This is a genomic window from Blattabacterium sp. (Periplaneta americana) str. BPLAN, assembly GCF_000093165.1.
Classification (GTDB): Bacteria; Bacteroidota; Bacteroidia; order Flavobacteriales; family Blattabacteriaceae; genus Blattabacterium.
Window position 1 is genome coordinate 419,447 of sequence record NC_013418.2, and the last position, 26,131, is coordinate 445,577.

Sequence of the window (26,131 nt, forward strand, 5' to 3'; positions counted from 1 at the left end):
TTTACGGAAAAGTAATCCTTTTATAAATCTTTATCTTCAAATTTTTATTAAATTTATTTATATATTCTTGAATAGTAATTTTGTTGTCTTTTATAAATTTCTGATTGAGAAGAGTATTTTCCAATATAAACTTCCTAACCTTTCCTGAGATGATTTTATTCTTTATGTCACTTGGTTTATTTTCTTTTTCTACCTGATATGAAATAATTTCCTTCTCTTTTTCTATAATAGAATTCGAAATCCCTTTCTCATCTATAGCTATTGGATCCATAGCGGTGATATGCATAGCAATATTTCTAGCCATAGTTGAATTAATTCCTTCAGAAGAAGAAAAACCCACTAAAGTGGCTATTTTTTGATTATTATGAATATAACTTGTGACAAATGGAGATTCTATTCTTTCAAATATTTTCAATTCTATTTTTTCACCTACTACCCCAATTTTTTCTATAATCAAGTCTTGAATAGTTTTTCCACGATAAGAACTAGATAAGAACTTTTTTTTATTGTTATATAACAAAGAAATCTTCGATAACATGGATAAAAAATCCAAAAAATTTTGATTTCTAGAAAGAAAATCAGTTTCACAACTCAATCCAATAGTAACTCCAAAAGTTTGATCATAATTAATAGAAGAATGTAAAGCACCTTCTTTGACTTCTAAAAAAGAACGTTGTGTAGCAATATTTTCTCCTTTTTTTCTTAAAAAATTAATGGCTTTATCGAAATTTCCCTCAGACTTTATTAGAGCTTCTTTGCAATCCATGATTCCAATTCCAGTTAATTCTCTAAGCTTTTTTATTTGAGTCGCTGGAATTTTCATGATTTTTCAGATATTTTTCCATTTTTTAATTCGTTCCTATCTGTTTTTCCTACCGAAGAAAAGCCTTCTTGAATAGCTTTTGTTATAAATTTTAGAATAATATCAATAGATTTAGAAGAATCATCGTTAGATGGAATAGGAAATTGAATTCCATTTGGATTTGTATTTGTGTCTACCATAGCAAAAACAGGTATATTTAATTTTATGGCTTCCGATAAAGCTATTTTTTCTTTATATGGATCTACTAAAAAAATTCCACCAGGTAAGTGATTCATTGAAGATATGCTCCCTAAATTTTTGTACAATTTTGCATATAATCTGCTTATTAATAATCGTTCTTTTTTAGATAAAGTATCAAATGTTCCATTTTTTTTCATTTTTTCTATATTGTTCATTTTTTTCACAGATCTACGAATAGTTGCAAAATTTGTTAAAAAACCTCCTAACCATCTTTCTGTAACACAAGGCATATTTACACTTCTAGCATAGAAAAGAACTTTTTCCTTAGCCTGTGCTTTCGTTCCTACTAATAAAATTTTTTTTTCCATAGATACTATCTTCTTTAAACCTATACAGGCTTCTTCCAATTTTGTAATAGTTTTTGATAAATCGATAATATGAATTCCTCCTTTTTTCATAAAAATAAAAGGACGCATATTCGGATTCCATTTACGTGCAATATGTCCAAAATGAACTCCAGCTTTCAATAAATCTTGAGTATTAATTTTTTTTTCCATTTTGATTCTAATTTTCTAACGTTTTGAAAACTGAAATTTTTTCCTTGCTTTTTTTTTACCAAATTTTTTTCTTTCAACTTCTCTAGAATCACGAGTTAACAGTCCTTCATATTTTAATAAACTTCTATTATTTGAATCCAATTTGCAAAGAGCACGAGATATAGCTAAACGAATAGCTTCAGCTTGACCGTTAAAACCTCCTCCATTAACTTTAATTTTTATGTTAAATTTTTCATTATCTATTTTTTTTAATGGATACAAAATTTTTCCGTGAACATTTTTTGGAAAATAATTTTCAAAATTTTGAGAATTTATCAAAATAGATAATTTTTCTCCTGATTCTAAGTATACTCTAGCAAGAGATCTTTTTCTTCTTCCTATGGAATGTATTATCATTCTTAAGTTTATTTGATTAAAATAGGTTTTTGTGCCTGATGTTTATGCTCTGATCCCTGATAAATATGAAGATTTTTAATTATTTGATGTCTTAAACGGTTTTTTGGAAGCATTCCCTTAACCGCTTTGTAGATTAATAATCTTGAATCTTTATTAAAAACTTCTTTTACAGAGGAAATTTTCTTTCCTCCAGGATAACCAGTATAACGGACGTATTTTTTGTAATTCCATTTTTTCCCAGTTAGTTTAATTTTTTCAGAATTAATCACAATAACATGGTCCCCACAATCCACATTTGGAGAAAAACTAGGTTTATGTTTCCCTCGTATTCTTAATGCTATTTTTGAAGAAATGCGTCCAAGACACTGATGAGAAGCATCTATTATCACCCACATTTTTTTCTCAACAGAACTTTTTTTCCCATAAATAGTTTTAAAACTCAACGAATCCATTTTTCAATTTTAACTGTAATATAAGATTTTTTCAAAGAAAAATTTAATAGAAGTGACTTTTTGTCATATAAAAAATCAATTTCTTTGTTGATGTAAAAGCTTATTTTTGTCATAGATTCTATAACTTCATTATGGCATAATGATTGGAGTGTGAAAGATTATATGAAAAAATGTAATAAAAATGAGTAAAATTATAGGAATAGATTTAGGAACAACAAATTCTTGTGTTTCCGTCATGGAGATAAATGATCCTGTTGTTATACCTAATTCAGAAGGAAAAAGAACTACTCCATCTATAGTAGCTTTTGTAGAAGGTGGAGAAAGAAAAATAGGGGATCCTGCAAAAAGACAAGCAGTTACCAATCCACAAAAAACTGTTTTCTCGATCAAACGTTTCATGGGGAGGATGTATTCTGAAATAACGGAAGAATTAAAACATGTTCCTTACAAAGTAGTAAAAGGAGGAAATAATACACCTCGTGTTGATATAGAAAATCGGTTATATGCTCCTCAAGAAATATCTGCTATGATTCTTCAAAAAATGAAAAAAACTGCTGAGGATTATTTAGGAAAAGAAGTGAATAAAGCAGTGATCACTGTTCCTGCATATTTTAATGATGCTCAAAGACAGGCTACTAAAGAAGCAGGAGAAATAGCTGGTTTACAAGTAGAAAGAATTATTAATGAACCTACTGCGGCTGCATTGGCGTATGGATTAGATAAAAACAATCAAAATAAAAAAATAGCGGTATATGATCTAGGAGGAGGGACTTTTGATGTTTCCATACTGGAACTAGGAGATGGAGTTTTTGAAGTTCTTTCTACTAATGGAGATACTCACTTAGGAGGAGATGATTTTGATCAAGTTATCATAGATTACTTTGCTAATGAATTTAAATCTAAAGAAGGAATAGATTTAAGAAAAGATCCTATGGCATTGCAACGTTTAAAAGAAGCTTCTGAGAAAGCAAAAATTGAATTATCTTCTTCTACTCAAACAGAGGTTAATCTACCATATATTACAGCTACAGAATCAGGTCCAAAACATTTAGTTCTTACATTAACTCGTGCTAAATTTGAACAATTGTCTGAGAATCTAATACGTAGATCCATTAATCCTTGTACTAAAGCCTTGAAGGATGCGGGACTAACTACTAAAGATATTGATGAGGTTATTTTGGTAGGAGGATCGACTCGGATCCCTAAGGTACAGGAAGGAGTTGAAAATTTTTTTCAAAAGAAACCATCTAAAGGGGTTAATCCTGATGAAGTAGTTGCTGTTGGGGCAGCTATACAAGGAGGTGTTTTAACTGGAGATGTTCAAAACGTTTTGTTACTTGATGTAACTCCTTTATCTTTAGGAATTGAAACCTTAGGCGGTGTTTTTACAAAACTGATTGAATCAAACACTACTATTCCTACTAAAAAATCAGAGATTTTTTCTACAGCAGCAGATAATCAGTCTGCAGTAACTATACGAGTAGGACAAGGAGAAAGACCTATGTTTAATGATAATAAAGAAATAGGGAGATTTGATTTAGTAGATATTCCTCCTGCTCCTAGAGGAACCCCTCAAATAGAGGTAAGTTTTGATATTGATGCCAGTGGGATACTTCATGTTTCCGCAAAAGATAAAGGAACAGGAAAAGAACAATCTATACGTATTGAAACTTCATCTGGATTAAGTCAAGATGAAATAGAAAAAATGAAAAAAGAAGCAGAGAAAAATGCTCAAAAAGATGAAAAAATTAAAGGAGAAATAGATAAATTAAATGCCGCAGATAATCAAATTTTTCAATCAGAAAAACAATTAAAAGATTATGGAAATAAATTATCTGAAAATAATAAAAAAAATATAGAAAATTTTTTGGAAGAATTAAAGCAAGCGTATTCTAAAAAAGATTTTTCAAAAATTGAAATTTGTATGAAAAAATTAAACGAAGCTTGGACAAATGCTTCACAAGAAATCTACGCGGCTTCCAAAACAAAGAGTCCTACAGATAATTCTGAAAATGAAGAAAAAAAAGGAAACAAAGGAAATGAGAACGTACAGGATGTGGATTATGAAGAAGTAAAATGAAACATTTTTTTCTATTTTTGTTAGAAGATTAGATTTATAAAAAGGAGCAGAATTATTATTGTGGAATAATAGAAATAACAGTTTTTCCACCAATTACTTTCTCTCCTTTCTTTATGAGTATAAAGGTGTCTAATGGCAAATAAATATCTACTCTGGATCCAAACTTAATAAATCCAAATTCTTCTCCCTTTCTTGCTATAGAATTTTTTTTTGCATAAAAAACTATACGACGGGCTAAAAATCCTGCTATTTGTCGAAATAGAATTTCTTTTTTTGTTCTCGTTTCTACCACAGTAGTGGTACGTTCATTATTTAATGAAGCTTTTGTGTCCCATGCTAACCAGTATTTTCCTGGATGATATTTTGCATAAATTATTTTTCCAGATACTGGAAATCTATTTATATGAACATCAAAAGGAGACATAAAAATAGATATGCATATGCATTTTTTCTTTATAAATTCGTTTTCCAAAGTTTTTTTTATTCCTATGACTTTTCCATCAGCAGGAGAAAGTACTTTACTTTCATCTTTATAATGACTTATAGATATTATTCTTTTAGGATTTCTGAAAAAAAAAATAAGAAAACAATACAATATGATAGAAAATGAAAAAATAAATAAATTGAGCAACCTAGAGAATAAAATAGCGGAAATAGAAATCCCTATTAATATTAGAATTAATACATAGATTAAAAAAGGAAAACCTTCCTTATGAATCATAAAAATCCTTTTATTATAAAAAATGAGTCACCCCAGCAGCTATTGTAGCTATAATAGGTATTACAAATATAAAGCTATCTAATCTATCTAAAAATCCTCCATGTCCAGGAAACCAGATTCCTGAATTTTTTACACTATAAGATCTTTTAATAGTAGATTCTACTAGATCTCCAATAGTTGCAAAAATAGGGATAGCAATAGCTAAAATGAACCAATATTTTTCTCCCCATATCTTATATAACAAGAAACCAAAAATCAAACAAAAAAATAAACCTCCTATAAATCCTTCCACAGATTTCTTAGGAGATATGGATATAGCTATTTTTCTCTTTCCCCACTTCCTTCCTATTAAATAGGATAAAGTGTCATTAGTCCATATTAAAATAAAAGTTCCCAAAATTAACTCCCTTCCTCCACATATAGTATATATATAAGAAGCTAACAAAAAAGGTATAATTATGTATACTAAACCAAAAATTAAATGGCTGATTTGTGTGATTTTTTCTTTATGAGAAGAAGTTTTAGAAAATAATTGAATGGCAAAAAATATTATAGAATAAGGAATAAAACATATAATATATAAAATTAAACCTTCTTTTCTTAAGAAATCTAAAAATATAGAAAAAAGTAGAAAAAATGAAGCTATTTTAATCAAAAAAGTATTCGTTTTTAAAATAACTAAAAATTCAAATAAACAAAAAAAAGATAAGATCATCATCACTATTCTGAAAACCTTTTCTCCTTCTTTTATAGAAAAAATAATTAAAAAAACATAAATTAATCCGGTGAAAAATCTTATCAAAAAGTCTAATTTTTTTTTTTTTTCATTAACAATATTTTTTAAGAAGAAGGAAGATTACTTACTGAAGTAAAAATATCTCCTAAATCCTCGGAAAAAGGTCTTTCTCCAAAAATTTTTTTCAAGTCTTCCCTGAAAATCACTTCTTTTTCTAGAAGTTCATTAGCTAGCATGGATAGTTTTTTTTCATTATTTTTTAATAGATTTTTGGCTCTTTGATATTGTTCAGCAATAATTTTCGATATTTCTTCATCTATGATTTGTGCTGTTTTTTCACTATAAGGTTTGGAAAAAGAAAATTCACTTTGCCCCGTAGAATCATAATAAGAAATATTTCCAATTCTATCATTTAACCCGAAAATAGCTACCATAGATTGTGCTTGTTTTGTAACTCTTTCCAAATCATTCAATGCCCCTGTTGAAATACTGCTGAAAATAACTTCTTCTGCAGATCTACCTCCTAATAAAGCACAAATTTCGTCTTTCATTTGTTCTGGAGTGGTAAGTTGTCTTTCTTCTGGAAGATACCAAGCAGATCCCAAAGATTTTCCTCTTGGGACAATAGTCACTTTGACTAAAGGAGCTGCATGTTCTAATAACCAACTTACAGTAGCATGTCCCGCTTCATGATAAGCTATTCTTTTTTTTTCATTTGGTTTTATTATTTTATTCTTTTTTTCCAATCCTCCTATAATACGATCTATAGCGTCTAAAAAATCCTGATTTTCTATCTTGGATCTATTTTTTCTCGCTGCGATAAGAGCCGATTCATTGCAAATGTTTGCTATATCTGCTCCACTAAATCCTGGGGTTTGTTTAGCTAAAAAATCTATATCCACTTTATTAGATAATACAAGCCTTTGTAAATGAACACGAAATATTTCTTTTCTCTCATTCAATTCCGGAGGATCTACTAATATAGTGCGATCAAATCTACCTGGACGAAGCAATGCTTTATCTAATATATCAGATCTATTTGTAGCAGCTAATACAATAACATTTGTGTGAGTACCAAATCCATCCATTTCTGTAAGTAATTGATTTAAAGTATTTTCTCTTTCATCATTAGATCCTGCTATACTACTTTTTCCTCTAGCTCTTCCTATGGCATCTATTTCATCAATAAATATGATACAGGGAGATTTATCTTTTGCTTTTTCAAATAAATCTCTTACTCTAGAAGCTCCTACTCCTACAAACATTTCTACAAAGTCAGAACCAGATAAGGAAAAAAAAGGAACTTTTGCCTCTCCAGCTACAGCTTTTGCCAATAAAGTTTTTCCAGTTCCAGGAGGGCCTATTAAAAGGGCACCTTTCGGAATTTTTCCTCCTAACTTAGTATACTTTTGAGGACTTTTCAAAAATTCTACAATTTCTTGTACTTCTTCTTTAGCCCCTTCTAAACCAGCAACATCTTTAAATGTGATTTTCACATTATCATTTTCATCAAATAATTTAGCTCTAGATTTTCCAATATTAAATATTTGCCCTCCAGGACCTCCTCCAGTAGCTCCAATTCTACGAAAAACGAAGACCCAGAAGATAATCAGCAAAATAAAGAATATCCCATAATCAAAAAAAAATTTTGTAATAGTATATTCTTGTTGATTTTTAAAATCAATAAGAGTATTCAGATTATATTTTTTTTTATATTCTTCAAATTTTTTCTGAAAAAACTGCAAATCTCCTATTTCAAATTCGTATTGTAAAGAATGCGAAATAAACTTCTTATTGCGATCATTTTTTATGATATCACGTGGTGAATTAAGAATATCATGAGATGGAAAAAATTCTTTTTTTAAATAAACATGTACAATTTCCCTATGTTTTACTATAATTTTCTGTACTTCTCCTTTCATAAGAATATCAAAAAAAGTGTCCTGATCTATTTTTCTAGGATTAGAAAAAGAAGATTTAAAGAAAAATATCCCTAGAAATATGGCTAGTATAATTGCATATATCCAAAAAAAGTTGTTTTTACTTTTTACTTTTTTATCTATCATAGGTTTTCTTCATTTATTTAAATATAAATCAAGCATGGCTATAAATTTTTTGTCCAAATATTTTCTATGTTATAATATAATCTGACTCTTTTTTGAAAAACATGTACAACAATAGAAACATAATCTATCAATATCCATTCTCTATTTTTTAAACCTTCTATATGCCAGGGTCTTTCTTTTAACTTTTCAACTGTAATTTTTTCTATGGATCTATATATAGCATAAACTTGATTTTGAGATTCTCCATTGCAAACAATAAAATAGTCACAAACAAAATTATTTCTATTTTTCAAGTTTAAAACAGAAATATCTTCACCTTTTACCATTTGAATCCCTTCTATAATTTTTTTTAATAGCAAAACGGATTTTTTTTAGTAGAAATATTCTAGTAATTTACTTTTTAAGTGTTTTTTTATTAACTAATTCAAAAACAAAAATAAGGTTTTCACTTTAAAGAAGTTAAATTTTTCAACATAAAATATTTTGAAAAAATTTATTTGGCCAATATATTTAATTTTTCTACAAAAAGTAGATTCTACTAATCAATACATAAAAAGGAACATTTTAAAATGGATGAAGAACTGGACTGTTATTTGGTCCATGCATCAAACAAATGGAAAAGGAGTAGGTAAAAATTTATGGGAAACAGAAAAAGAAAAAAATCTAACTTTCAGCATTTTTTTTAAATCGATTACCTTATCTATTGATAAAGGATATGTAATGAATATGATTATAAGTAACGCCATTCATAAAATTTTATTTACTTATAGCAAATTCATTTGGATTAAATGGCCTAATGACATTATTCTAATGAACAAAAAAATAGGAGGAATACTAATTGAAAATGAAGTAATTAATAAAAAAATACATACAACAATTATCGGAATAGGATTAAATGTTAATCAATTAAAATTTAATTCTAAATTTCGAGCTTCTTCTTTAAAAAAGATTCTTAACAAGGATTTTGAATTAGACAAATTATTTTATAACATAATATATTCCATTCAAAAAGAATATTTTCTTTTTACAATTCACGGAGAATCTGATATAAGAGATTATTACGTAAGTCATCTTTATATGAAAGATAAAATCTCTTTTTTCTATATAAGAAAAAATATTCATTGTGAAATCAATGGATTTTCTAAAGGAATTATTCGAAATATAACAAGAAGAGGAAATTTAGTGATTGAATTTAACAAAAATAAAAAAATTTTTTTTTCTCAAAAAGAAGTACAATTGATTTTTTAAAAATCAGAAATTTTTTCCATTCCTTTCTTTTTCATGATTTCTTTTATTCTATATTTCCAGTAATGACGTTTTTTTGGTTTTTTTTGATTTTCTTGAATTTTTTGACGAATCTTATTTTCATCTAATAGGAATTTTTTAATAAAGAAAATTAAACCAATATTAATAATATTGGATATAAAATAATAAAGAGAAAGTCCAGAGGCATAACTATTTATAAACAATAACATTATAAGAGGCATTAAATATAATATAAAAGGCATATCGGATGCGTTATTTTGATTATTTAAAGTATCATTACTACCTACGTTATTACTTAATTTTGTATAAACTAAAAGAGCAAATGAATACAATAATGTAAGTAAACTCACATGATTTCCATAAAAAGGAATAGAAAATGGTAACTCTAAAATAGAGTCATATGAAGTGAGATCATCCACCCACAAAAAAGATTTTCCTCTGAGATTAATCAAAGTTGGAAAAAATTTAAATAAAGAGTAAAAAATAGGAATCTGAAATAGAGCAGAAAAACATCCAGACATTGGGTTTATTCCTGCTTTTTGATATAATTCCATCATAGCCCTTTGTTTTTTTAATGGATCCGAATTCCTGAATTTATTATTAATCTCGTCGATTTCTGGACGAATCAACTTCATCATAGCACTTAATTTATATTGTTTATAGGTTATTGGTGATAATATTAATTTCACTACAATTGTCATTAAAATAATGATGATTCCATAATTCAAATTTGTTTTTTCTAAAAATTGAAAAATTTCCAAAAAGAAATATTTATTAATCCATTTTAAAAAACCCCAACCAAATGGAATAATATTTTCTATTTTTTGATCAAACTTTTTCAATAAAGAAAAATCTAGAGGTCCAAAATATAGTTGAAAAGGAATATTTACTTCTTCATGTTCTTTTATTTTTAATAAGATATTAGATTGAATTTTTTTCAAAAAAACTCCTGAAGAAAAATTTTCAGAACGTATAAAACAATCTTTTAAAGGTTTTTTTGGGATAAAAATTGTCGCAAAAAATTGTTGTTTATAAGCTACCCAATTCAAATTAGATATATTTTTTTCTTCCGATTTTTTTTCGGATAAGAATTGAATCTTGGAATGAGAATTTTTTTTGTAAGAATAATAAACTTGTGTGTAAGAATTTTCCCAATTTCTATCCTTTTCTAGAGAAAAAACTTTTTGTTCTAAATTAATTGAAATAGTTTTATTTCCTGTAAAAGGAAATAAATTCACTGTTCGTACATAAAAACCTACATGGTATTGGGCTCCTTCACTTAAAGTGTATATATGATCTATAAAACCTACACCATAAGGATTATGAGCTCTCATTATAAGAATTATAAGTTTTCCTCTTTTCTGAAAAAAAAAAGGATGAAAATACAAGGAATTTGTAGTAATTAAATTTTTCTTAGAATGTTTCTTATTAGAATTAACCCAAAAAATCATTTTATATAAAAAACTAGAATCTTTTATTAAATAAAGATTTTTATTATGTGATAAATGAATAAAATCATAGGCTTTGTATTTTTTTAAAAAAACCTCATCTATCATTCCTCCTAAACTAGAGATCCTTAGTCTTAAAACTTCATTTTCTAATACACAATCCTTCTTTGATTTTTTTTTTGAAACGAAAGATGATTCATCAGATAAAGAAACTATTTTTTTTGTAAATCTATTTGATATAAATTCTTTATCATTATATGTGTTAAAATATGTAAAAAAAGTCAAGATTAACAATATAAGAAATAAACCAATTGTAGAATTATAATCCAAATTTTTTTCCTTCATACATAATGATAATTCTGAGAATCAAATGATTTATAATTTTTGGAAATTTGCACAAAATAAGTAAACAAAGGATGAGGATGAGTCACTGTACTATTATACTCAGGATGATACTGAACTCCTAAGAAAAAAACATGATTATCTAATTCAATAGCTTCTACTAAGCCTGTTTCTGGATTTATTCCCACGGCTTTCATTCCAGCATTAGAAAAACTTTCTAAATAAGCATTATTAAACTCATATCTATGACGATGTCTTTCAAAAATTTCTTTCTTTCCATAAATAGAAAAAATTTTAGATTTCGCTATTAAAGAACACTTCCAATCTCCTAATCTCATTGTCCCACCTTTTTGCATTATATTTTTTTGTTCTTTCATTAAACTAATAACTGGATGAGATGTCTTTGGATTAGTTTCAGAACTTTCTGCTTTTTGTATTTTCAATACATTTCTAGCAAATTCTATTACTGCTATTTGCATTCCTAAACATATACCTAAAAAAGGGATTTTATTTTCTCTAGCATATCTTGCAGCTAGTATTTTTCCTTCTATCCCTCTATTTCCAAATCCAGGAGCAATTAAAATTCCAGAAATTCCCTCAAAATATTCTTTTATATTTTTTTCTTTGATCATTCCGGAATAAATCCATTTTATATCTACATAAGTTTCATTTTCTGTTCCAGCATGAATTAACGCTTCCGTAATAGATTTATACGAATCACGCAAAGAAACATATTTTCCAACTAAGGCAATTTTTATTTTACATTTAGGATTTTTATGTTTCTTCAAAAAAATTTTCCATTTTTTCAAATTCGGAGTAATTAAAGTAGGCAAATTTAAATGATTTAAAACTACTTTATCAAAATTTTGTACATGTAACAAACATGGAATATCATAAATAACTTTAGTATTGATAGATTCAATCACATTTTCTGGTTTCACATTACAAAATAAAGCTAATTTGTTACGAATGCCTTTAGATATATGTTTTTCTGTTCTACAAACTAAAATATCTGCTTGAATTCCATTCTCCATTAAATTTCTAACAGAATGTTGTGTGGGTTTGGTTTTGATTTCTCCAGTTACTGATATATAAGGTAGTAAAGTTAAATGAATAACCAATCCATTGGATTCTCCTAATTCCCATTTCAACTGACGAACAGTTTCGATATAAGGAAGAATTTCTATATCTCCTACTGTTCCTCCTATTTCAGTAATAATAATGTCATAATCATTGGATTTTCCAAGCTTTTTAATACGTTTTTTAATTTCATTAGTTATATGAGGTATGATTTGCACGGTTTCTCCTAAATAATTTCCTTTTCTTTCATTATCAATAACAGTTTTATATATCATGCCAGATGTCACATTATTATCTTTTGTTGTTGGTTGGTCTAAAAAACGTTCATAATGTCCTAAATCTAAATCTGTTTCCGCTCCATCACTGGTAACAAAACACTCTCCATGTTCATAAGGATTTAAGGTTCCTGGATCTATATTGAAATAAGGATCCATCTTTTGAATTGTGATTTTATAACCTCTATGCTTTAATAACATACCTAAAGAAGCAGATACAATTCCTTTTCCTAAGGAAGAAGTTACCCCTCCTGTAACAAAAACATATTTTGTTTCCATAAAAAATGTTGTGAAAAAACTCTTCCGTCTTTTATAATTTCACTAGATTTCATTAGAAAAAATTCATATCGAATTGAAAATTGGAAAAGAAAGAATTTATAATTTTTTTTTATATTTGCCAAAATTGGAGCAAGTTCTACACAATCAGCTCCCTATAAAATCCTCTAGGGTGGGAACACAGCAAAGGTAATTAGGTAGTAGCGATGTGATGTAGATTCGCTTGCTCCTTTTTATGTAAAAGGAATCTTGAAAAATTTATGGAAGATTCATTAAGATGCAATTTTTGTGGAAGAAGAAAAAATGAAATAACTTTTCTCATATCAGGTGTGAGTGGTCATATTTGTAATTTTTGTATAGAAAAAACATATTCCATAATTCACAGAAAATTTTCTACAGAAAAAGAAAAAAAAAATGTTGAAGAAAAAAAAACAATAGAAATAAAGAAACCAAAAGAAATAAAAAAATTTCTAGATAAATATGTGATAGGACAAAATGAAGCGAAAAAGGTTATATCTGTAGCTGTATATAATCATTACAAACGCGTAATCCATTTTCTTAATAATAAAGAAGGAAATAATGATGTAGAAATAGAAAAATCTAATATTCTATTGATAGGAAATACGGGAACGGGAAAAACATTACTAGCCAAAAGTATTTCTAGACTTTTAAAAATTCCTTTTACCATAGCAGATGCTACAGCATTAACCGAAGCAGGATATGTAGGAGAAGATGTAGAATCTATTTTAACTAGATTGTTGCAATCAGCAAATTACGATGTAAATTCCGCGGAAAAAGGAATTGTATTTATAGACGAAATAGATAAAATCTCTAGAAAAAAAAATAATCCATCTATCACTAGAGATGTATCTGGAGAAGGGGTTCAACAAGCTTTGTTAAAAATTCTAGAAGGATCAATTATTAACGTTCCACCACAAGGAGGACGCAAACATCCCGATCAAAAAATGATATCAATTAATACGGAAAACATTTTATTTATAGCTGGAGGAACCTTCGACGGAATAGAAAACATTATATCTGATAGAATTCATCAATTTTCTATAGGATTCGTTAATCCTAATAAAAAAAACAAAAATGAAAAAAATTTTTTGAAGAATATCACCGCACATGACCTAAGAAAATTTGGATTGATTCCAGAACTTATAGGAAGGTTTCCTATTATTACTTACTTAAATTCATTAGATAAAATTATGTTAAAAAAAATATTGATAGAACCAAAAAATGCTTTAATTAAACAATATAAAAAACTGTTTGATTTAGATCAAATATCCATCGAGGTTACAGATGAAGTTTTAGACATTATAATAGATAAAACCCTTGAATTAGGTTTGGGAGCAAGAGGATTACGTTCTTTCTGTGAAAAAATATTTGTAGACTACATGTTTAATATAGAAGAAATAAATAAAAATCAAATATTAAACATAGATAAAGAAATGGTTATAGAAAAATTCAATGGATTGTAGTTTTTATCTTTTTAAATTTTCCCTAACCAAACTCCATAATTCCGTTTTTAGCTGAAAAAGTCCATCTCTTGTAAAAGAAGAAATAAAAATAATATTTTCTTTTTCTAAAAGAAAATTTTTTTTTATTTCTTCTTTCTTTCTATTATCAATTAAATCTGATTTAGAAACAGCTAACAAACGTTTCTTATTTAATAATTTTGGATTAAATTTTTTTAATTCATTTAATAAAGTTAAATATTCCATTTTTTGATTTTCTGTATTTGCAGAAATTAAAAATAGCAAAATAAAATTACGTTCTACATGTCTCAGAAAATTATATCCTAATCCTTTTCCCTCCGAAGCTTTTTCTATAATTCCTGGAATATCAACTACTATAAATGAATCATAATTCATTTTGACTATTCCAAAATTTGGAATTGTAGTAGTAAAACAAAAATTTCCTATTTTTGGTCTTGCTTTTGTGATTTTGGATAGCAAAGTGGATTTTCCGGTGTTAGGAAATCCAATGATTCCAACATCTGCTAGTATTTTCAATTCCAAAATTATCCAATTTCCCTTAGTCTTTACTCCGGATTGCGCATAATATGGAGACCTTCTTTTCGAACTCTTAAAAAAAGCATTTCCTTTTCCACCTATTCCTCCTTGGAATAAAACTTCTTCTTGAAAATTTCTAGTAATTTCTGATAATACGTTCTGATTCAAATCTTTAACAATAGTTCCTATAGGAACTTCTATGAATAAATTTTTCCCATTAGCTCCGGTTAAATTTTTTTTTTTTCCTGGAAAACCAGAATTTGCGATCCAATGTCTATTGTATTTCAAATGAATAAATGTATGAATATTAGAATTTCCTCGCATAATAATATCTCCTCCTTTTCCTCCATCTCCACCATCAGACACTCCTTTCCTTCTAGATTTCTCTCTATGAAAGTGTATTGCTCCTTTTCCTCCATCTCCACTTTTACAGTAAATCTTTATAAGATCTATGAAATTATCTTTCATCAAAAAAAATTCATGATTTTCTTTTCAAGAAAAAGAGATACATTTTCTATAGAAGAAGAAGCTTTGACGTTTACAATAATATTTTTCCATTTTTCTTCATTCCAAATATATGCAGTTTCTTTATTATATTCTTCTATCCTTCTTTGAACTGTTATAATATCCGTGTCATCATCACGATAACTTATTTTTCCTCTATTCAGTAATCTATTGATTAACAAGTTTTTTTCAATATTAAAAGAAAAAATTACATCTACTTTCCCTATAGATTTTTCTTTTAATATTTTCTCTAAAGAAGAAACTTGATTTTTTGTTCTGGGATATCCATCATAAATGATTCCCCTAGATGAAATATGCTTTTTTATTTCTACATTTAACATATTTATAGTAATGTGATCAGGAACTAATAATCCTTGGTTAATATAATAACGAACTATTTTTCCTAAATTTGTTTTGCATTTTATATGATGTCTAAACATGACGCCAGTAGATAAATGAATGAACCCAAATTTTTTTTTTAAAATTTTTGCTTGAGTTCCTTTTCCACATCCTGGTGGACCAAATAATACAACATGTATCATAAATCATAACATATGAATCTTATACTTCGAAATTTTTTATAAATGAATAGCTTTTCCATAAGCATGAGCAACAGATTCTAAAATAGATTCACTTAATGAAGGATGAGGGTGAATACATGTTATTATCTCATGATTTGTTGCTTCTAACTTTCTAGCAACCACTACTTCGGAAATTATATCAGTTACATGATTTCCAATCATGTGACAACCTAACCATTCATCATACTTATCATCAAAAATAACTTTAACAAATCCTTCCGTGTTTCCATCACAAACAGATTTTCCGAGAGCACTAAAAGGAAATTTTCCTACTCGAATTTGATATCCTTTTTCCCTAGCTTCTCTTTCTGTATAACCTACTGAAGCGATTTCAGGCAAGCAATAAACACATTTAGGAATATTATTATAATCTATTTTTTGAGGATTTAATCCTTTTATATTTTCTATACACACAATGGCTTCATGTGATGCAACATGAGCTAAAGAAGGTCCTTCTATTACATCCCCAATTGCATAATATCCATCCACATTAGTTCTATAATTTTCATCTACAGCAATAAACCCTTTTTTAGTATAAATTCCTACTTCCTCTAGTCCTATGAACTCAATATTGGATACTGTTCCAATGGCAGAGATAACTATATCTGCTTCCAAAAGAAAGTCTCTATCAATAGTATGAATATCAGCTACAATTCCTTTGTCAGTGCAATTAATTTCTTTTACAAAAGAAGAAACATAACATTGAATTCCTATTTTATCAAAAGAAGATTTTAATTGATCAGATATTTCCTCATCTCCATTTGGAAAAAGCTGAGAACACTGTTCTATAATGGTGACTTTTGATCCCATGGAATGATAAAAATAAGAAAATTCTAATCCAACAGAGCCAGATCCAATAATAATTATTTTTTTAGGCAAAAACGGAAGAGAAAGAGCTTCTTTATATCCTATTATTTTTTTTCCATCCTGGGGGATTTTTTTATCTATTCTAGATCTAGATCCCGTGGCTATGACAATATGAGAAGCGTAGCATTCTTCAAATTTTTCTCCATTTCTAAAAATTTCAATTTTTTTTCCATTTTTTAACTTAGCATTTCCATAAATAACATGAATCCCATTTTTTTTCATTAAAAATGATAGACCATTTCTCATTTTATCCACTACTTGTCTACTTTTAGATATGATTTTAGAAAAATCTATTTCTAATGGATTTTTTATTCCAAATAAATCCCTATTCTCTCTTATTTGTTGTAATTTTTTAGCAGTATTCAAAAGAGATTTAGTAGGAATACATCCCCAATTCAAGCATACCCCTCCCAAAGATTCTTTTTCAATCAAAGCTGTTTTCATTCCTAATTGCGCTGCACGTATGGATGCCACATAACCTCCAGGTCCACTTCCCAAGACAATAACATCAAAATACATAATATTTATGTCATTCAATAAAATGATAAATTTACGGATTTTTATTTATCAATTTTTAACGAACGAAGAAAACCATTGGAAAAATATAACTTTTTTTTCATAAATTTGTCCTTAACACATATAGTGAGTAATTTATGAAATTTTTTATAGATACAGCTAATTTAGAAGAAATTAAAAAAGCTAAAGCATTAGGAATATTAGATGGGGTAACAACTAATCCTTCTTTAATCTCTAAGGAATCTATTATTGATAAAGAATCAATAATGAATCATTATGTATCTATTTGCAATCTTTTGGAAAATGAAGAAGACGTGAGTGCAGAAATAATTAGTACAAATTATATGGATATGATTCAAGAAGGTGAAAAACTTTCACTTTTGCACCCAAAAATTGTAGTAAAAATTCCCATTTGTGAAGATGGGATTAAAGCTATAAAATTTTTATCAAAAAAAAATATTAAAACTAATTGTACTCTTGTTTTTTCCATAGGACAAGCTATTCTGGCAGCAAAATCTGGTTCCTATTATGTATCTCCATTTTTAGGAAGACTAGATGATATATCATCTAATGGATTGAATTTGATAAAAGACATTAAGAATATTTATGAAAATTATCATTTTAAAACAAATATTTTAGCCGCTTCAATACGTCATCCATTACATATTATAGAATGTGCTAAAATAGGAATTCATGCAATTACTTCTCCTTTAAAAGTTATATGCGATCTTGTAAAACATCCACTTACAAATACGGGACTAGATAAATTTTTAGAAGATTATAAAAAAAAATTTTAATTAATTTTTATTTTTTTATCTAACAGATATTGAATAGAAATGGAAGTAGGCTTTGGAAGCTTTTCATAAAATATGGAAAGATTTATTTGTTCTTTATTCTCAAAAATCTCTTCTAAATTATTTTTGTTCAGAAAATTAAATTCTTCCAATTTTTTATCTAAATCTTCTTTGATCCAAAAATTAATTTTTTCACTAACTTTTTCTAAAATGCAAATAGTTTCATATATATTTTTTCCAGATTTTTTTTCCAATTCTATACGATCTATAGTGATTGTATCTATTGGAGCTTTAATTTCTTTGAAATTCATAATTTCAATAATTTTTTATAATATATCTTCAATTCTTTTATTTTGGAATGAGAATCAGGATATAATTTTACATATCTTTGATAGGCTTCAAAGAAATCTAAGGCTTTTTCTTTGTTGTCTGCCATTTTATATGTAATAATACAAATTTTGTATAAAGCTTTTTCTTTATAAATACTTTTTGGATATTTTTTGATAAAGTCCTTAAAGTAAATTGAAGCGGCCTTATACTTTCGCATAATAAAATAAGTATTAGCTATGTAATAATCTCTTTTTTCAATTTTTTTTATCAGTTTGACTATAATATTCCTAATTTCTTGTATTTTTTGACTATTTGGATATTTTGTAATAAATTGATTTAAAGTATTAATAGCTGCACGAGTTTTTGTTTGATCCAAATCAAAATTTAATGAATGAATAAATTCATTAAATCCACGTTTAAATAAACGATTTTCTTCCGAATTAGGACCATTAGAATTAGAAAGATCTTTTTTTGAAAAAAAATTCCAATTCTTGAAAACATTTTTCAATATTGAAATTTCATTTTTAGAAAAATGAGAATTTGAAAGATTCCTATGAAAAAAAGGAGGAGAAATATGACTATCATAATTTTTTAATACATGTTGGTCTTTGTAACAAGCAAATATTATAAATAATGATAAAAAAATTATTTTATTATTCATGATTCACATGATGATTTCATTTTTTGATGAAAATTTTTTATATCTCGATCAAATAAATATAATCCAGCCTTATCTTTTTCAACTAATTTAATCTTAGATAAGATTATTTTAGTTAAAGCTTCTTCTTCTATTTGTTCTTCAACATACCATTGCAAAAAATTATAAGTAAAATAATCTTTTTCTTGTAAAGATAATTCTACTAAAAAATTAATTTCTTTAGAAATTATTTTTTCATGTTCAAATAATTTTTGAAATAATTCTTTTAAAGAATTATACGAAATTTCCTCAATAAGAGTCTTTTTTATAAAAATATCTGCATATCCCCCTCTTTTATTAATATATCTTATTAATTTTAACATATGTTTTCTTTCTTCATCTGAATGATCATATAAAAAATTAGAGATCCCTTCCAAACTCTCATATTTGCATTCAACCCAAGATGCCATAGACAAATATAATTGAGAAGATTCTAATTCTCTATTTAATTGTTTTTTTAAACCCATCTGTATTTGTTCACTGAACATGATTTATATTATTTTTATATTAATTAATTTGATTTATATAGATTTAACTTATTTTCTATTTTTTTCTCTAAAAAAGAAGTTCCTCTTATCAATGGCAATCTAACATAAGAATTACATATTTTTAGAACCTTTAATAAAGTTTTAATCCCCGTAGGGTTTCCTTCTTCATAAATAAGTTCAATCATATTGATTATTTTGTAAAAAATGGAAAAAGCTTCTTGAATCTTATTTTCTTTTGCTAAAGATACCATTTCAGAAACTTCTTTTGGAAATCCTTGAGAAATCACTGAAATCACTCCATCTCCTCCTCCTAATATTACAGGTAAAGTAATAAAATCATCTCCTGATATTAAACTGAAATTTTTTGGTTTTTTCTCAATGATTTTATAAGATTGTAAAATGTTTCCAGAAGCTTCTTTTATTCCTATTATATTCTCAAAATCATTAGCTAATCTAATAACTGTATCTGGAAGAATATTAGATCCAGTTCTTTTAGGGACATTATAAATAATTATTTTAGCATCCGTATTATTAACAATAGATTTAAAATGCTGATATATTCCTTCTTGAGAAGGCCTATTATAATATGGAGAAACAGAAAGAATTGCAGAAAAATCGTCCAAATTTATATTCTTTATTTTTTCTATAATATCTTCTGTATTATTTCCTCCTATACCTAATATTAAGGGCAATTTTGTCTGATTAATATTTTTAACGCATTCAATTATATTTTTTTTTTCTTCTTTTTTTAAAGTAGACGTCTCAGCTGTAGTACCTAATACTACCAAATAATCTACTTTGTTTTCTGCGACATGTTTTACAATTTTTTCAAGTCCTTCGAAATCAATTTTTCCATTTATTTTAAAAGGAGTAACCAACGCTACACCTGTTCCATATAATTTTTTCATATATTAGTTTACTACATTTGGTATAAATATCGTTGTTATTTCATATTGAAAAATCATTCACTTTTTATTTTTTTCCCACTAAATAATAAAAACAGATGTAGACGTAGATAATAATAAAGAATACAAGGATTTAATAGTCTTTTTTTGCTCTCGGTCTTGCTGCAGAAACAATAATATTTCTTCCCATAAATTCTGTTCCATTTAGTTTTTCTATGGCTTGTTTTGCGTTCTCTTCATTAGACATTTCTATAAATCCAAAACCCTTGCTTCTTTTATTAGATGTAGATTCATCAAAAATAATTTTTGCATGGGTGACTTCTCCTATAGATTCAAAATATTTTTTTAATTCTTGTTCTGTCATCTCATAAGATAAATTTCCAACGTATAATTTCGTGTTGTCCATATTAAAAATAAATTGTTTTAAAAGCAAATTTAGAGAAATATTTTTTCTAAAAAAGAAAAATATTCTACTTAAACAAGTTTTTTAATTCTATAAAAAAAAGTACTATTCGGATTAAATTTTTATGAATAATGATTTATTGAAACTCTCAAATATTTTATCTTAAAAAATTTTTAAGAATTCCAAAAAATGCATTTGATGAAAATGAAAGAATCCTCTATTATATGGTCTTTATTAGACAATGATTTTTACAAGTTTACTATGCAAAATGCTATAATAAAATTATTTCCCTCTGCAAAAGCAAAATATGAGTTGATTAATCGTGGAAAACATTCTTTTCCAAAAAACTTTTCCAAAATATTAAAAGATCACCTAAAAAGAATGTCTAACTTAAAATTATCAAATAAAGAAAGAATTTATTTAGAAAAAAACTGTCCTTACTTAGATTCTTCTTATTTAAATTTTTTAGAAAAATACCAATACGATCCAAAAGAAGTTAATATATCTCAAAATGGAAAAAATATACAAATCTATATAGAGGGGTTGTGGAGTAGAACTATTTTATGGGAAGTTCCTTTAATGGCAATAATATCTGAATTATATTATCATTTAACAGGAGCAAAACGTATTTCTGATAATAAGATTATTTTTCTAACAAGAAAAAAATTAGCAGAATATAAAAAATTAAATGTTAAAATCGGAGAGTATGGAACTAGAAGAAGATATTCTTATGAAGTTCAAAAATTAGTTTTAAAAATTCTCAAAGAAGAAGGAAATCCTTTCTTTATGGGAAGTAGTAATGTTCACCTATCTCAGGTTTTTTCCATAAAACCTCTTGGGACCCATGGACATGAATGGGTGATGTTTCACGCAGCTAAATATGGGTTCAATATAGCTGATCGAATAGCTATGGAGAACTGGTTTAATATATATGGTAAGAATTTAGGAATAGCCTTATCCGATACATATACATCTTCTATATTCTTCCAAAATTTCGATAAAAAACTAGCAAATATATTCGAAGGAATTAGACATGACAGTGGAAATCCTATTTCATTTATTAATGATACTATAAAACATTATAATAAGTTTAAAATAAATCCTCTGAAAAAAAAAATTATATTTTCTGATAACCTAGATCCACATAAAGTAGCTAATATTTCCTTTTTTTGCAAAAAAAGAATAAATCCTTTTTTTGGAATAGGTACTAATTTTACAAATGATGTAGGACCACCTTCTATGAACATAGTCATAAAAATGGTAAAAGCTCTACCGGAAAAAAAATGGATATCTGTTGTGAAACTCTCTAATGTGGAGGAGAAATCAACAGGAGATAAAAACATGATTTTCTTAGCTAAAAAAATTCTTCATCTTCTATCCTAAAATTTCGAGGATATTTTTTATATTATGACATAATGACATTTTATTTTTTTACCTTTATTATAATCATTCATAAATAATTTTATAAATGAGATGAAAAAAAATTTTTTAAGCACTTTAAAAACTCCATTTTTCTATTATATAGAAAGTTATGGTTGTCAAATGAATATTTCTGATACTGAAATAATAATTTCAATCCTATCAAAAAATGGATTTTTATTAACAAATAATTTAAAAAAAGCTCATATTATCCTACTAAATACATGTGCAATACGGAAGAAAGCAGAACTATCTATTAAAAATAGATTAGAGAATCTGAGATATTTAAAATCAAATAATCAAAAAATTCCATTATTTGGTATTCTTGGATGTTTATCAAAATCAGAAAAATATTCAAACCTGATAGATTTTTCTATAGGTCCAAATTCTTACAGAAAAATACCTGATATCATTCGTTTAGTTATGATGAATGATGAAAAAAAAATAAAACCCATTCTATTATCTGAGAATCAGAATGAAACTTATGAAAATATTAGTCCCTCTCCATCTATAAAAAAGATAACTACTTTTTTAAGTATAACAAGAGGATGTGATAATATGTGTACGTTTTGCATAGTTCCTTTTACAAGAGGAAGAGAAAGAAGCAGTAGTCCATACTCTATAATTAAAGAATGTGAAAACTTATACGAAAAGGGATATAAAGAAGTAACTCTGTTGGGTCAAAATGTAGATTCTTATCTTTGGTTTGGGGGTGGTTTAAAAAAACAGATAAAAATAGATAATAATAACGAAAAAATAATTGATTTTTCAAGGCTTTTGGATTTATTAGCTTCAAAAATACCCTTTATGCGAATTCGATTTTCCACATCTAATCCTCATGATATGTCTGATAGAGTGATAGAAGTTATTTCAAAACATTCTAACATATGTAAACACATTCATTTACCAGTTCAATCAGGAAGTAATAAAATATTAAAACTGATGAATAGAAAATATACTCGAGAAAAATATCTTTCTCTGATACAGAAAATTAGATCTATAATTCCTGAATGTTCTATTTCACATGATATTATAACAGGTTTTTGTAATGAGGAAGAAGAAGATCATCTAGAAACTATTAGCTTAATGAATAAAGTGAAATATGATTATGGTTACATGTTTTCTTATTCTCCTAGGGCTGGAACCTATGCTTATAAAAAATTAAAAGATAATGTTCCAGAAAATATAAAAAAAAAAAGATTAAAAGAAATTATTGATTTGCAAAGAATTCATTCTATTTTTCGAATGAAAAAATATTTGGGAACAATACAAGAAGTTTTAATAGAAGGAAAATCCAAAAAAAACAATCAAGATTGGTATGGACGAAATACGCAAAATATTGTGGTAGTTTTTCCAAAAAAACTATCAAAGATAGGAGAAACAGTTTTTGTGAAAATAACTAATTGTACATCTGCCACATTAATAGGAAGAATAGATGACAATGAAAATAAATAATAAAATCCATTCCATACATGGAATCTATTCACAATATAAAACAAAAATTTAGTATTGTTGGAAATGATTACGCCTTGCATAGAGCTTTGGAAAAGGCTGTTCAAGTAGCGCCTACAGATATTTCTGTATTGGTTCTTGGAGAAAGTGGAGTAGGAAAAGAATTCATTCCAAAAATTATTCATCAATTTTCTTGTAGAAAACATCATTCTTATATTGCTGTAAATTGTGGAGCTATTCCAGAAGGAACAATTGATAGCGAATTATTTGGACACGAAAAAGGATCTTTTACGGGGGCTACAAGTATGCGTAAAGGATATTTTGAAGTGGCAGATGGAGGAACTATTTTTTTAGATGAAGTAGGAGAACTTCCTTTAACTACACAAGTTCGTCTTCTTAGAGTTTTAGAATCCGGTGAATTTATTAAAGTAGGATCTTCTCAAATACAAAAGACTAATATACGCATTGTAGCTGCTACCAATTTGAATATGATAGAATCTATTCAAAAAGGAAAATTTAGAGAAGATTTATTTTATCGTCTAAATACTGTACAAATTAATGTACCTTCTTTACGTTTTCGTAAGAATGATATTAGATTATTGTTTAAAAAATTTTCTAATGATTTTGCTGAAAAATATCACATGCCTCCAATAAAACTTACTGAAGAAGCCTTTAAATATTTAGAAAATCATCCTTGGCCTGGAAATATTAGACAATTAAAAAACTTAATAGAACAAGTATCTGTAGTTGAAAAAAAACGCGAAATTTCTATAGAAAAATTAAAAGAATATCTTCCAGAAAATATTCCTTCTTTATCTTTTTCCAGTTCAAATAACGAACAATTTTTTCATGATTTTTCAAATGAAAGAGATTTTCTTTATAAAATTTTGTTTGACATGAGAAAAGATTTGAATAATTTAAAAAAATTGACTTTCCAATTGATAAAAAGTCAAAATAATACTAATAATAATTTTTTAGAAGAAAATCAACAACTTATGGAAAAAGTTTTTGGAAATATGATTAATACCTCTAATAATCCTGTAAAATCTATAGTAGAAGATTCTATATTTAGATTGGAACATTCTTCCAACTCATCGAAAAATCCATCGAAAAATGAGGATTTTGATTATGAAGAAGTAGAAGAAGATTCTACTAATAAAAACGAATCAAACACTTTATCCTTACAGAAAAGAGAAATAGAATTTATTCAAAAGACTCTAAAAAAAAATAATGGAAAAAGGAGAAAAACAGCTAGAGAATTAGGGATTTCAGAAAGAACATTATATAGGAAAATCAAACAATATGGTTTGTAAAAAAATTCTGATTATTTTTATCACTGGTTTAACTGTATTTTTTTATAATCATGCCTATTCCTCTAAAGAAGAAAAAACAATAGAACTTGGAAATTTTTCGGAAGAAGTAAATATCCCAGGAATATCTATTTCATTTGAAATGAAAAAAAAATTAGAAGATTATATTCTTCTACATAATCCTTTAAATTTAGTTTTAAAAAATGGAGATCTTCTTTTAGAGGGAAAATTTACTGATTACAGAATATACTCAATAAAAAATTATCCATTGAAAATAATTGAAATAAAAGCAAAAATTTTTTACAAAGATAATTCTAATCCGGAGAAAAATTGGACTCAAAATTTTGAAATTTTAGAGAAAGTTTCTCATGAGGAAGTTTTTTTCCTGGATAATTCTTATATAATAGATAGAATTACAAAAAATTTTGTAGTCAAACTATACAATAGAATATTTAATAATTGGTAAAAAAAAATGGTTAATGTATTCAACTATACTTCTTGGATTTTTTATTATTCTAACATGTTTATTTCTTATTGGAATGATTTTGATCCAAAATCCTAAAAAAGGATTTATTTATCAATCTTTTATGGAGAAAAATTTTAGATTTTTTGGAATAAAGAGAACTAATATTTTTTTGGAAAAAATAACTTGGACCTTATCTATCATTATCTTGTTTTTAACTTTGTTTTTTAATTTATTATTAAAATACAAACAGTAAATATGTCATTATGGCATTAAATTTTATACAAATGTAAAAAATTCAAATTTTTTTTATTTGGCATGTTTTTGGCTTTGAACGATAAGTACCGTTAACCTTAAAAATTATTTTAAATATGGGGGAAATAAAGATTAAACCTTTAGCAGATCGTGTTTTAGTGCAACCTGATCCTGCTGAAACAAAAACAGCTTCAGGTATTATCATTCCTGATACTGCAAAAGAAAAACCACAAAAAGGCACTATAATAGCAGTTGGAAATGGAAAAAAAGATGAATCTATGATCCTAAAAGAGGGAGACAGAGTTTTATATGGAAAATATTCAGGAACTGAACTGAAATGGGAAGGAGAGGAATATCTTATTATGAGAGAGTCTGATGTTATAGCTATTATATGATGATTTTAGGATAATAAATCCACAAATTACAACTAA

Annotated in this window: 28 protein-coding genes; 10 read left to right on the forward strand and 18 right to left on the reverse strand. The window is 26.8% G+C overall.

Annotation, left to right across the window (positions count from 1 at the left end; translation table 11 throughout):
• Position 1 precedes the first annotated feature (1 nt).
• From tsf to rplM, 4 genes are read right to left on the reverse strand one after another with little or no spacing between them, the layout of a single operon-like run.
• Positions 2-823, reverse strand: a complete 822-nt coding sequence (gene tsf, locus BPLAN_RS02055; RefSeq protein ID WP_012821547.1) for a translation elongation factor Ts — start codon at positions 821-823, stop codon at positions 2-4.
• Entirely contained in the window at positions 820-1,560 is a 741-nt protein-coding gene (gene rpsB / locus BPLAN_RS02060; protein ID WP_012821548.1) for a 30S ribosomal protein S2, read from the reverse strand. Before rpsB ends, tsf begins: the two co-directional genes overlap by 4 nt.
• 15 nt (positions 1,561-1,575) lie before the next feature.
• Complete coding sequence (gene rpsI / locus BPLAN_RS02065; protein ID WP_012821549.1) at positions 1,576-1,956, reverse strand: 30S ribosomal protein S9; 381 nt, start codon at positions 1,954-1,956, stop codon at positions 1,576-1,578.
• An 8-nt stretch (positions 1,957-1,964) separates the two neighbouring features.
• Positions 1,965-2,408 (reverse strand): 50S ribosomal protein L13, encoded by a 444-nt coding sequence (rplM, locus tag BPLAN_RS02070; protein ID WP_012821550.1) that lies wholly within the window; start codon positions 2,406-2,408, stop codon positions 1,965-1,967.
• 181 nt (positions 2,409-2,589) lie between these two features.
• Between rplM and dnaK the strand changes: the two genes are divergently transcribed.
• Positions 2,590-4,488 carry a molecular chaperone DnaK gene (dnaK, locus tag BPLAN_RS02075; protein ID WP_012821551.1) on the forward strand — a complete coding sequence of 633 codons (1,899 nt, stop codon included), beginning with the start codon at positions 2,590-2,592 and terminating at the stop codon, positions 4,486-4,488.
• Between the two features lie 55 nt (positions 4,489-4,543).
• Here dnaK and BPLAN_RS02080 read toward each other — a convergent pair whose 3' ends face one another.
• The 4 genes from BPLAN_RS02080 to rsfS are packed head-to-tail and all read right to left on the reverse strand — an operon-like array spanning position 4,544 to position 8,370.
• The gene (locus tag BPLAN_RS02080; RefSeq protein ID WP_012821552.1) at positions 4,544-5,209 is read right to left on the reverse strand and encodes a phosphatidylserine decarboxylase family protein; all 666 of its coding nucleotides are present in this window, start codon (positions 5,207-5,209) and stop codon (positions 4,544-4,546) included.
• Positions 5,210-5,222: 13 nt separating this feature from the next.
• Positions 5,223-6,011 (reverse strand): phosphatidate cytidylyltransferase, encoded by a 789-nt coding sequence (locus tag BPLAN_RS02085; protein ID WP_012821553.1) that lies wholly within the window; start codon positions 6,009-6,011, stop codon positions 5,223-5,225.
• Between the two features lie 38 nt (positions 6,012-6,049).
• Positions 6,050-8,011, reverse strand: coding sequence for an ATP-dependent zinc metalloprotease FtsH (ftsH, locus tag BPLAN_RS02090; protein ID WP_012821554.1), 1,962 nt, complete (start codon positions 8,009-8,011; stop codon positions 6,050-6,052).
• Positions 8,012-8,049: 38 nt separating this feature from the next.
• Entirely contained in the window at positions 8,050-8,370 is a 321-nt protein-coding gene (gene rsfS, locus BPLAN_RS02095) for a ribosome silencing factor (RefSeq protein ID WP_012821555.1), read from the reverse strand.
• A 124-nt stretch (positions 8,371-8,494) separates the two neighbouring features.
• On the opposite strand from rsfS, the gene BPLAN_RS02100 reads away from it, so the two are divergent.
• Entirely contained in the window at positions 8,495-9,259 is a 765-nt protein-coding gene (locus BPLAN_RS02100) for a biotin--[acetyl-CoA-carboxylase] ligase (RefSeq protein ID WP_012821556.1), read from the forward strand.
• Here BPLAN_RS02100 and yidC read toward each other — a convergent pair.
• Positions 9,256-11,070: a membrane protein insertase YidC gene (yidC, locus tag BPLAN_RS02105; RefSeq protein WP_012821557.1), complete on the reverse strand. Its 1,815-nt coding sequence runs from the start codon at positions 11,068-11,070 to the stop codon at positions 9,256-9,258. The genes BPLAN_RS02100 and yidC overlap by 4 nt on opposite strands.
• Positions 11,067-12,701, reverse strand: a complete 1,635-nt coding sequence (locus tag BPLAN_RS02110; protein WP_012821558.1) for a CTP synthase — start codon at positions 12,699-12,701, stop codon at positions 11,067-11,069. The genes yidC and BPLAN_RS02110 overlap by 4 nt, the downstream gene beginning before the upstream one ends.
• A gap of 257 nt (positions 12,702-12,958) precedes the next feature.
• On the opposite strand from BPLAN_RS02110, the gene clpX reads away from it, so the two are divergent.
• Positions 12,959-14,182 (forward strand): ATP-dependent Clp protease ATP-binding subunit ClpX, encoded by a 1,224-nt coding sequence (gene clpX, locus BPLAN_RS02115; RefSeq protein WP_012821559.1) that lies wholly within the window; start codon positions 12,959-12,961, stop codon positions 14,180-14,182.
• A gap of 3 nt (positions 14,183-14,185) precedes the next feature.
• On the opposite strand, the gene obgE is transcribed toward clpX, so the two are convergent.
• Genes obgE through lpdA form a run of 3 tightly spaced genes read right to left on the reverse strand, consistent with a single transcriptional unit; the run spans position 14,186 to position 17,187 of the window.
• On the reverse strand, positions 14,186-15,184 hold the full coding sequence (gene obgE, locus BPLAN_RS02120; RefSeq protein ID WP_012821560.1) for a GTPase ObgE: 999 nt from the start codon (positions 15,182-15,184) through the stop codon (positions 14,186-14,188).
• Positions 15,184-15,762 carry a nucleoside monophosphate kinase gene (locus BPLAN_RS02125; RefSeq protein ID WP_012821561.1) on the reverse strand — a complete coding sequence of 193 codons (579 nt, stop codon included), beginning with the start codon at positions 15,760-15,762 and terminating at the stop codon, positions 15,184-15,186. Before BPLAN_RS02125 ends, obgE begins: the two co-directional genes overlap by 1 nt.
• A gap of 36 nt (positions 15,763-15,798) precedes the next feature.
• A complete protein-coding gene (gene lpdA / locus BPLAN_RS02130) occupies positions 15,799-17,187 on the reverse strand; it encodes a dihydrolipoyl dehydrogenase (protein ID WP_012821562.1) in 1,389 nt (462 codons plus the stop codon).
• Between the two features lie 134 nt (positions 17,188-17,321).
• On the opposite strand from lpdA, the gene fsa reads away from it, so the two are divergent.
• Positions 17,322-17,981, forward strand: coding sequence for a fructose-6-phosphate aldolase (fsa, locus tag BPLAN_RS02135; RefSeq protein ID WP_012821563.1), 660 nt, complete (start codon positions 17,322-17,324; stop codon positions 17,979-17,981).
• On the opposite strand, the gene BPLAN_RS02140 is transcribed toward fsa, so the two are convergent.
• The 5 genes from BPLAN_RS02140 to BPLAN_RS02160 form a co-directional block, all read right to left on the reverse strand.
• Positions 17,978-18,289 (reverse strand): hypothetical protein, encoded by a 312-nt coding sequence (locus BPLAN_RS02140; RefSeq protein ID WP_012821564.1) that lies wholly within the window; start codon positions 18,287-18,289, stop codon positions 17,978-17,980. The two genes, fsa and BPLAN_RS02140, sit on opposite strands and share 4 nt — an antisense overlap.
• Positions 18,286-18,969, reverse strand: a complete 684-nt coding sequence (locus BPLAN_RS02145; RefSeq protein ID WP_012821565.1) for an outer membrane protein assembly factor BamD — start codon at positions 18,967-18,969, stop codon at positions 18,286-18,288. Before BPLAN_RS02145 ends, BPLAN_RS02140 begins: the two co-directional genes overlap by 4 nt.
• Positions 18,966-19,493, reverse strand: coding sequence for a ferritin (locus tag BPLAN_RS02150; protein ID WP_012821566.1), 528 nt, complete (start codon positions 19,491-19,493; stop codon positions 18,966-18,968). The genes BPLAN_RS02145 and BPLAN_RS02150 overlap by 4 nt, the downstream gene beginning before the upstream one ends.
• Positions 19,494-19,516: 23 nt before the next feature.
• Positions 19,517-20,401 carry a 4-hydroxy-tetrahydrodipicolinate synthase gene (dapA, locus tag BPLAN_RS02155; RefSeq protein WP_012821567.1) on the reverse strand — a complete coding sequence of 295 codons (885 nt, stop codon included), beginning with the start codon at positions 20,399-20,401 and terminating at the stop codon, positions 19,517-19,519.
• A 130-nt stretch (positions 20,402-20,531) separates the two neighbouring features.
• The gene (locus BPLAN_RS02160; RefSeq protein WP_012821568.1) at positions 20,532-20,804 is read right to left on the reverse strand and encodes an RNA-binding protein; all 273 of its coding nucleotides are present in this window, start codon (positions 20,802-20,804) and stop codon (positions 20,532-20,534) included.
• A 201-nt stretch (positions 20,805-21,005) separates the two neighbouring features.
• Here BPLAN_RS02160 and pncB point away from each other — a divergent pair, with 201 nt between their 5' ends.
• From pncB to groES, 6 genes are all read left to right on the forward strand, one after another.
• Entirely contained in the window at positions 21,006-22,184 is a 1,179-nt protein-coding gene (gene pncB, locus BPLAN_RS02165) for a nicotinate phosphoribosyltransferase (RefSeq protein WP_041178313.1), read from the forward strand.
• A 90-nt stretch (positions 22,185-22,274) separates the two neighbouring features.
• Positions 22,275-23,675, forward strand: a complete 1,401-nt coding sequence (miaB, locus tag BPLAN_RS02170; RefSeq protein WP_012821570.1) for a tRNA (N6-isopentenyl adenosine(37)-C2)-methylthiotransferase MiaB — start codon at positions 22,275-22,277, stop codon at positions 23,673-23,675.
• Positions 23,676-23,692: 17 nt separating this feature from the next.
• On the forward strand, positions 23,693-24,985 hold the full coding sequence (locus BPLAN_RS02175; protein ID WP_012821571.1) for a sigma-54-dependent Fis family transcriptional regulator: 1,293 nt from the start codon (positions 23,693-23,695) through the stop codon (positions 24,983-24,985).
• Positions 24,975-25,448, forward strand: a complete 474-nt coding sequence (locus BPLAN_RS02180; protein ID WP_012821572.1) for a hypothetical protein — start codon at positions 24,975-24,977, stop codon at positions 25,446-25,448. Before BPLAN_RS02175 ends, BPLAN_RS02180 begins: the two co-directional genes overlap by 11 nt.
• Positions 25,449-25,461: 13 nt before the next feature.
• On the forward strand, positions 25,462-25,701 hold the full coding sequence (secG, locus tag BPLAN_RS02185; RefSeq protein WP_012821573.1) for a preprotein translocase subunit SecG: 240 nt from the start codon (positions 25,462-25,464) through the stop codon (positions 25,699-25,701).
• A gap of 115 nt (positions 25,702-25,816) precedes the next feature.
• Positions 25,817-26,095, forward strand: coding sequence for a co-chaperone GroES (groES, locus tag BPLAN_RS02190; RefSeq protein ID WP_012821574.1), 279 nt, complete (start codon positions 25,817-25,819; stop codon positions 26,093-26,095).
• Positions 26,096-26,131 lie beyond the last annotated feature (36 nt).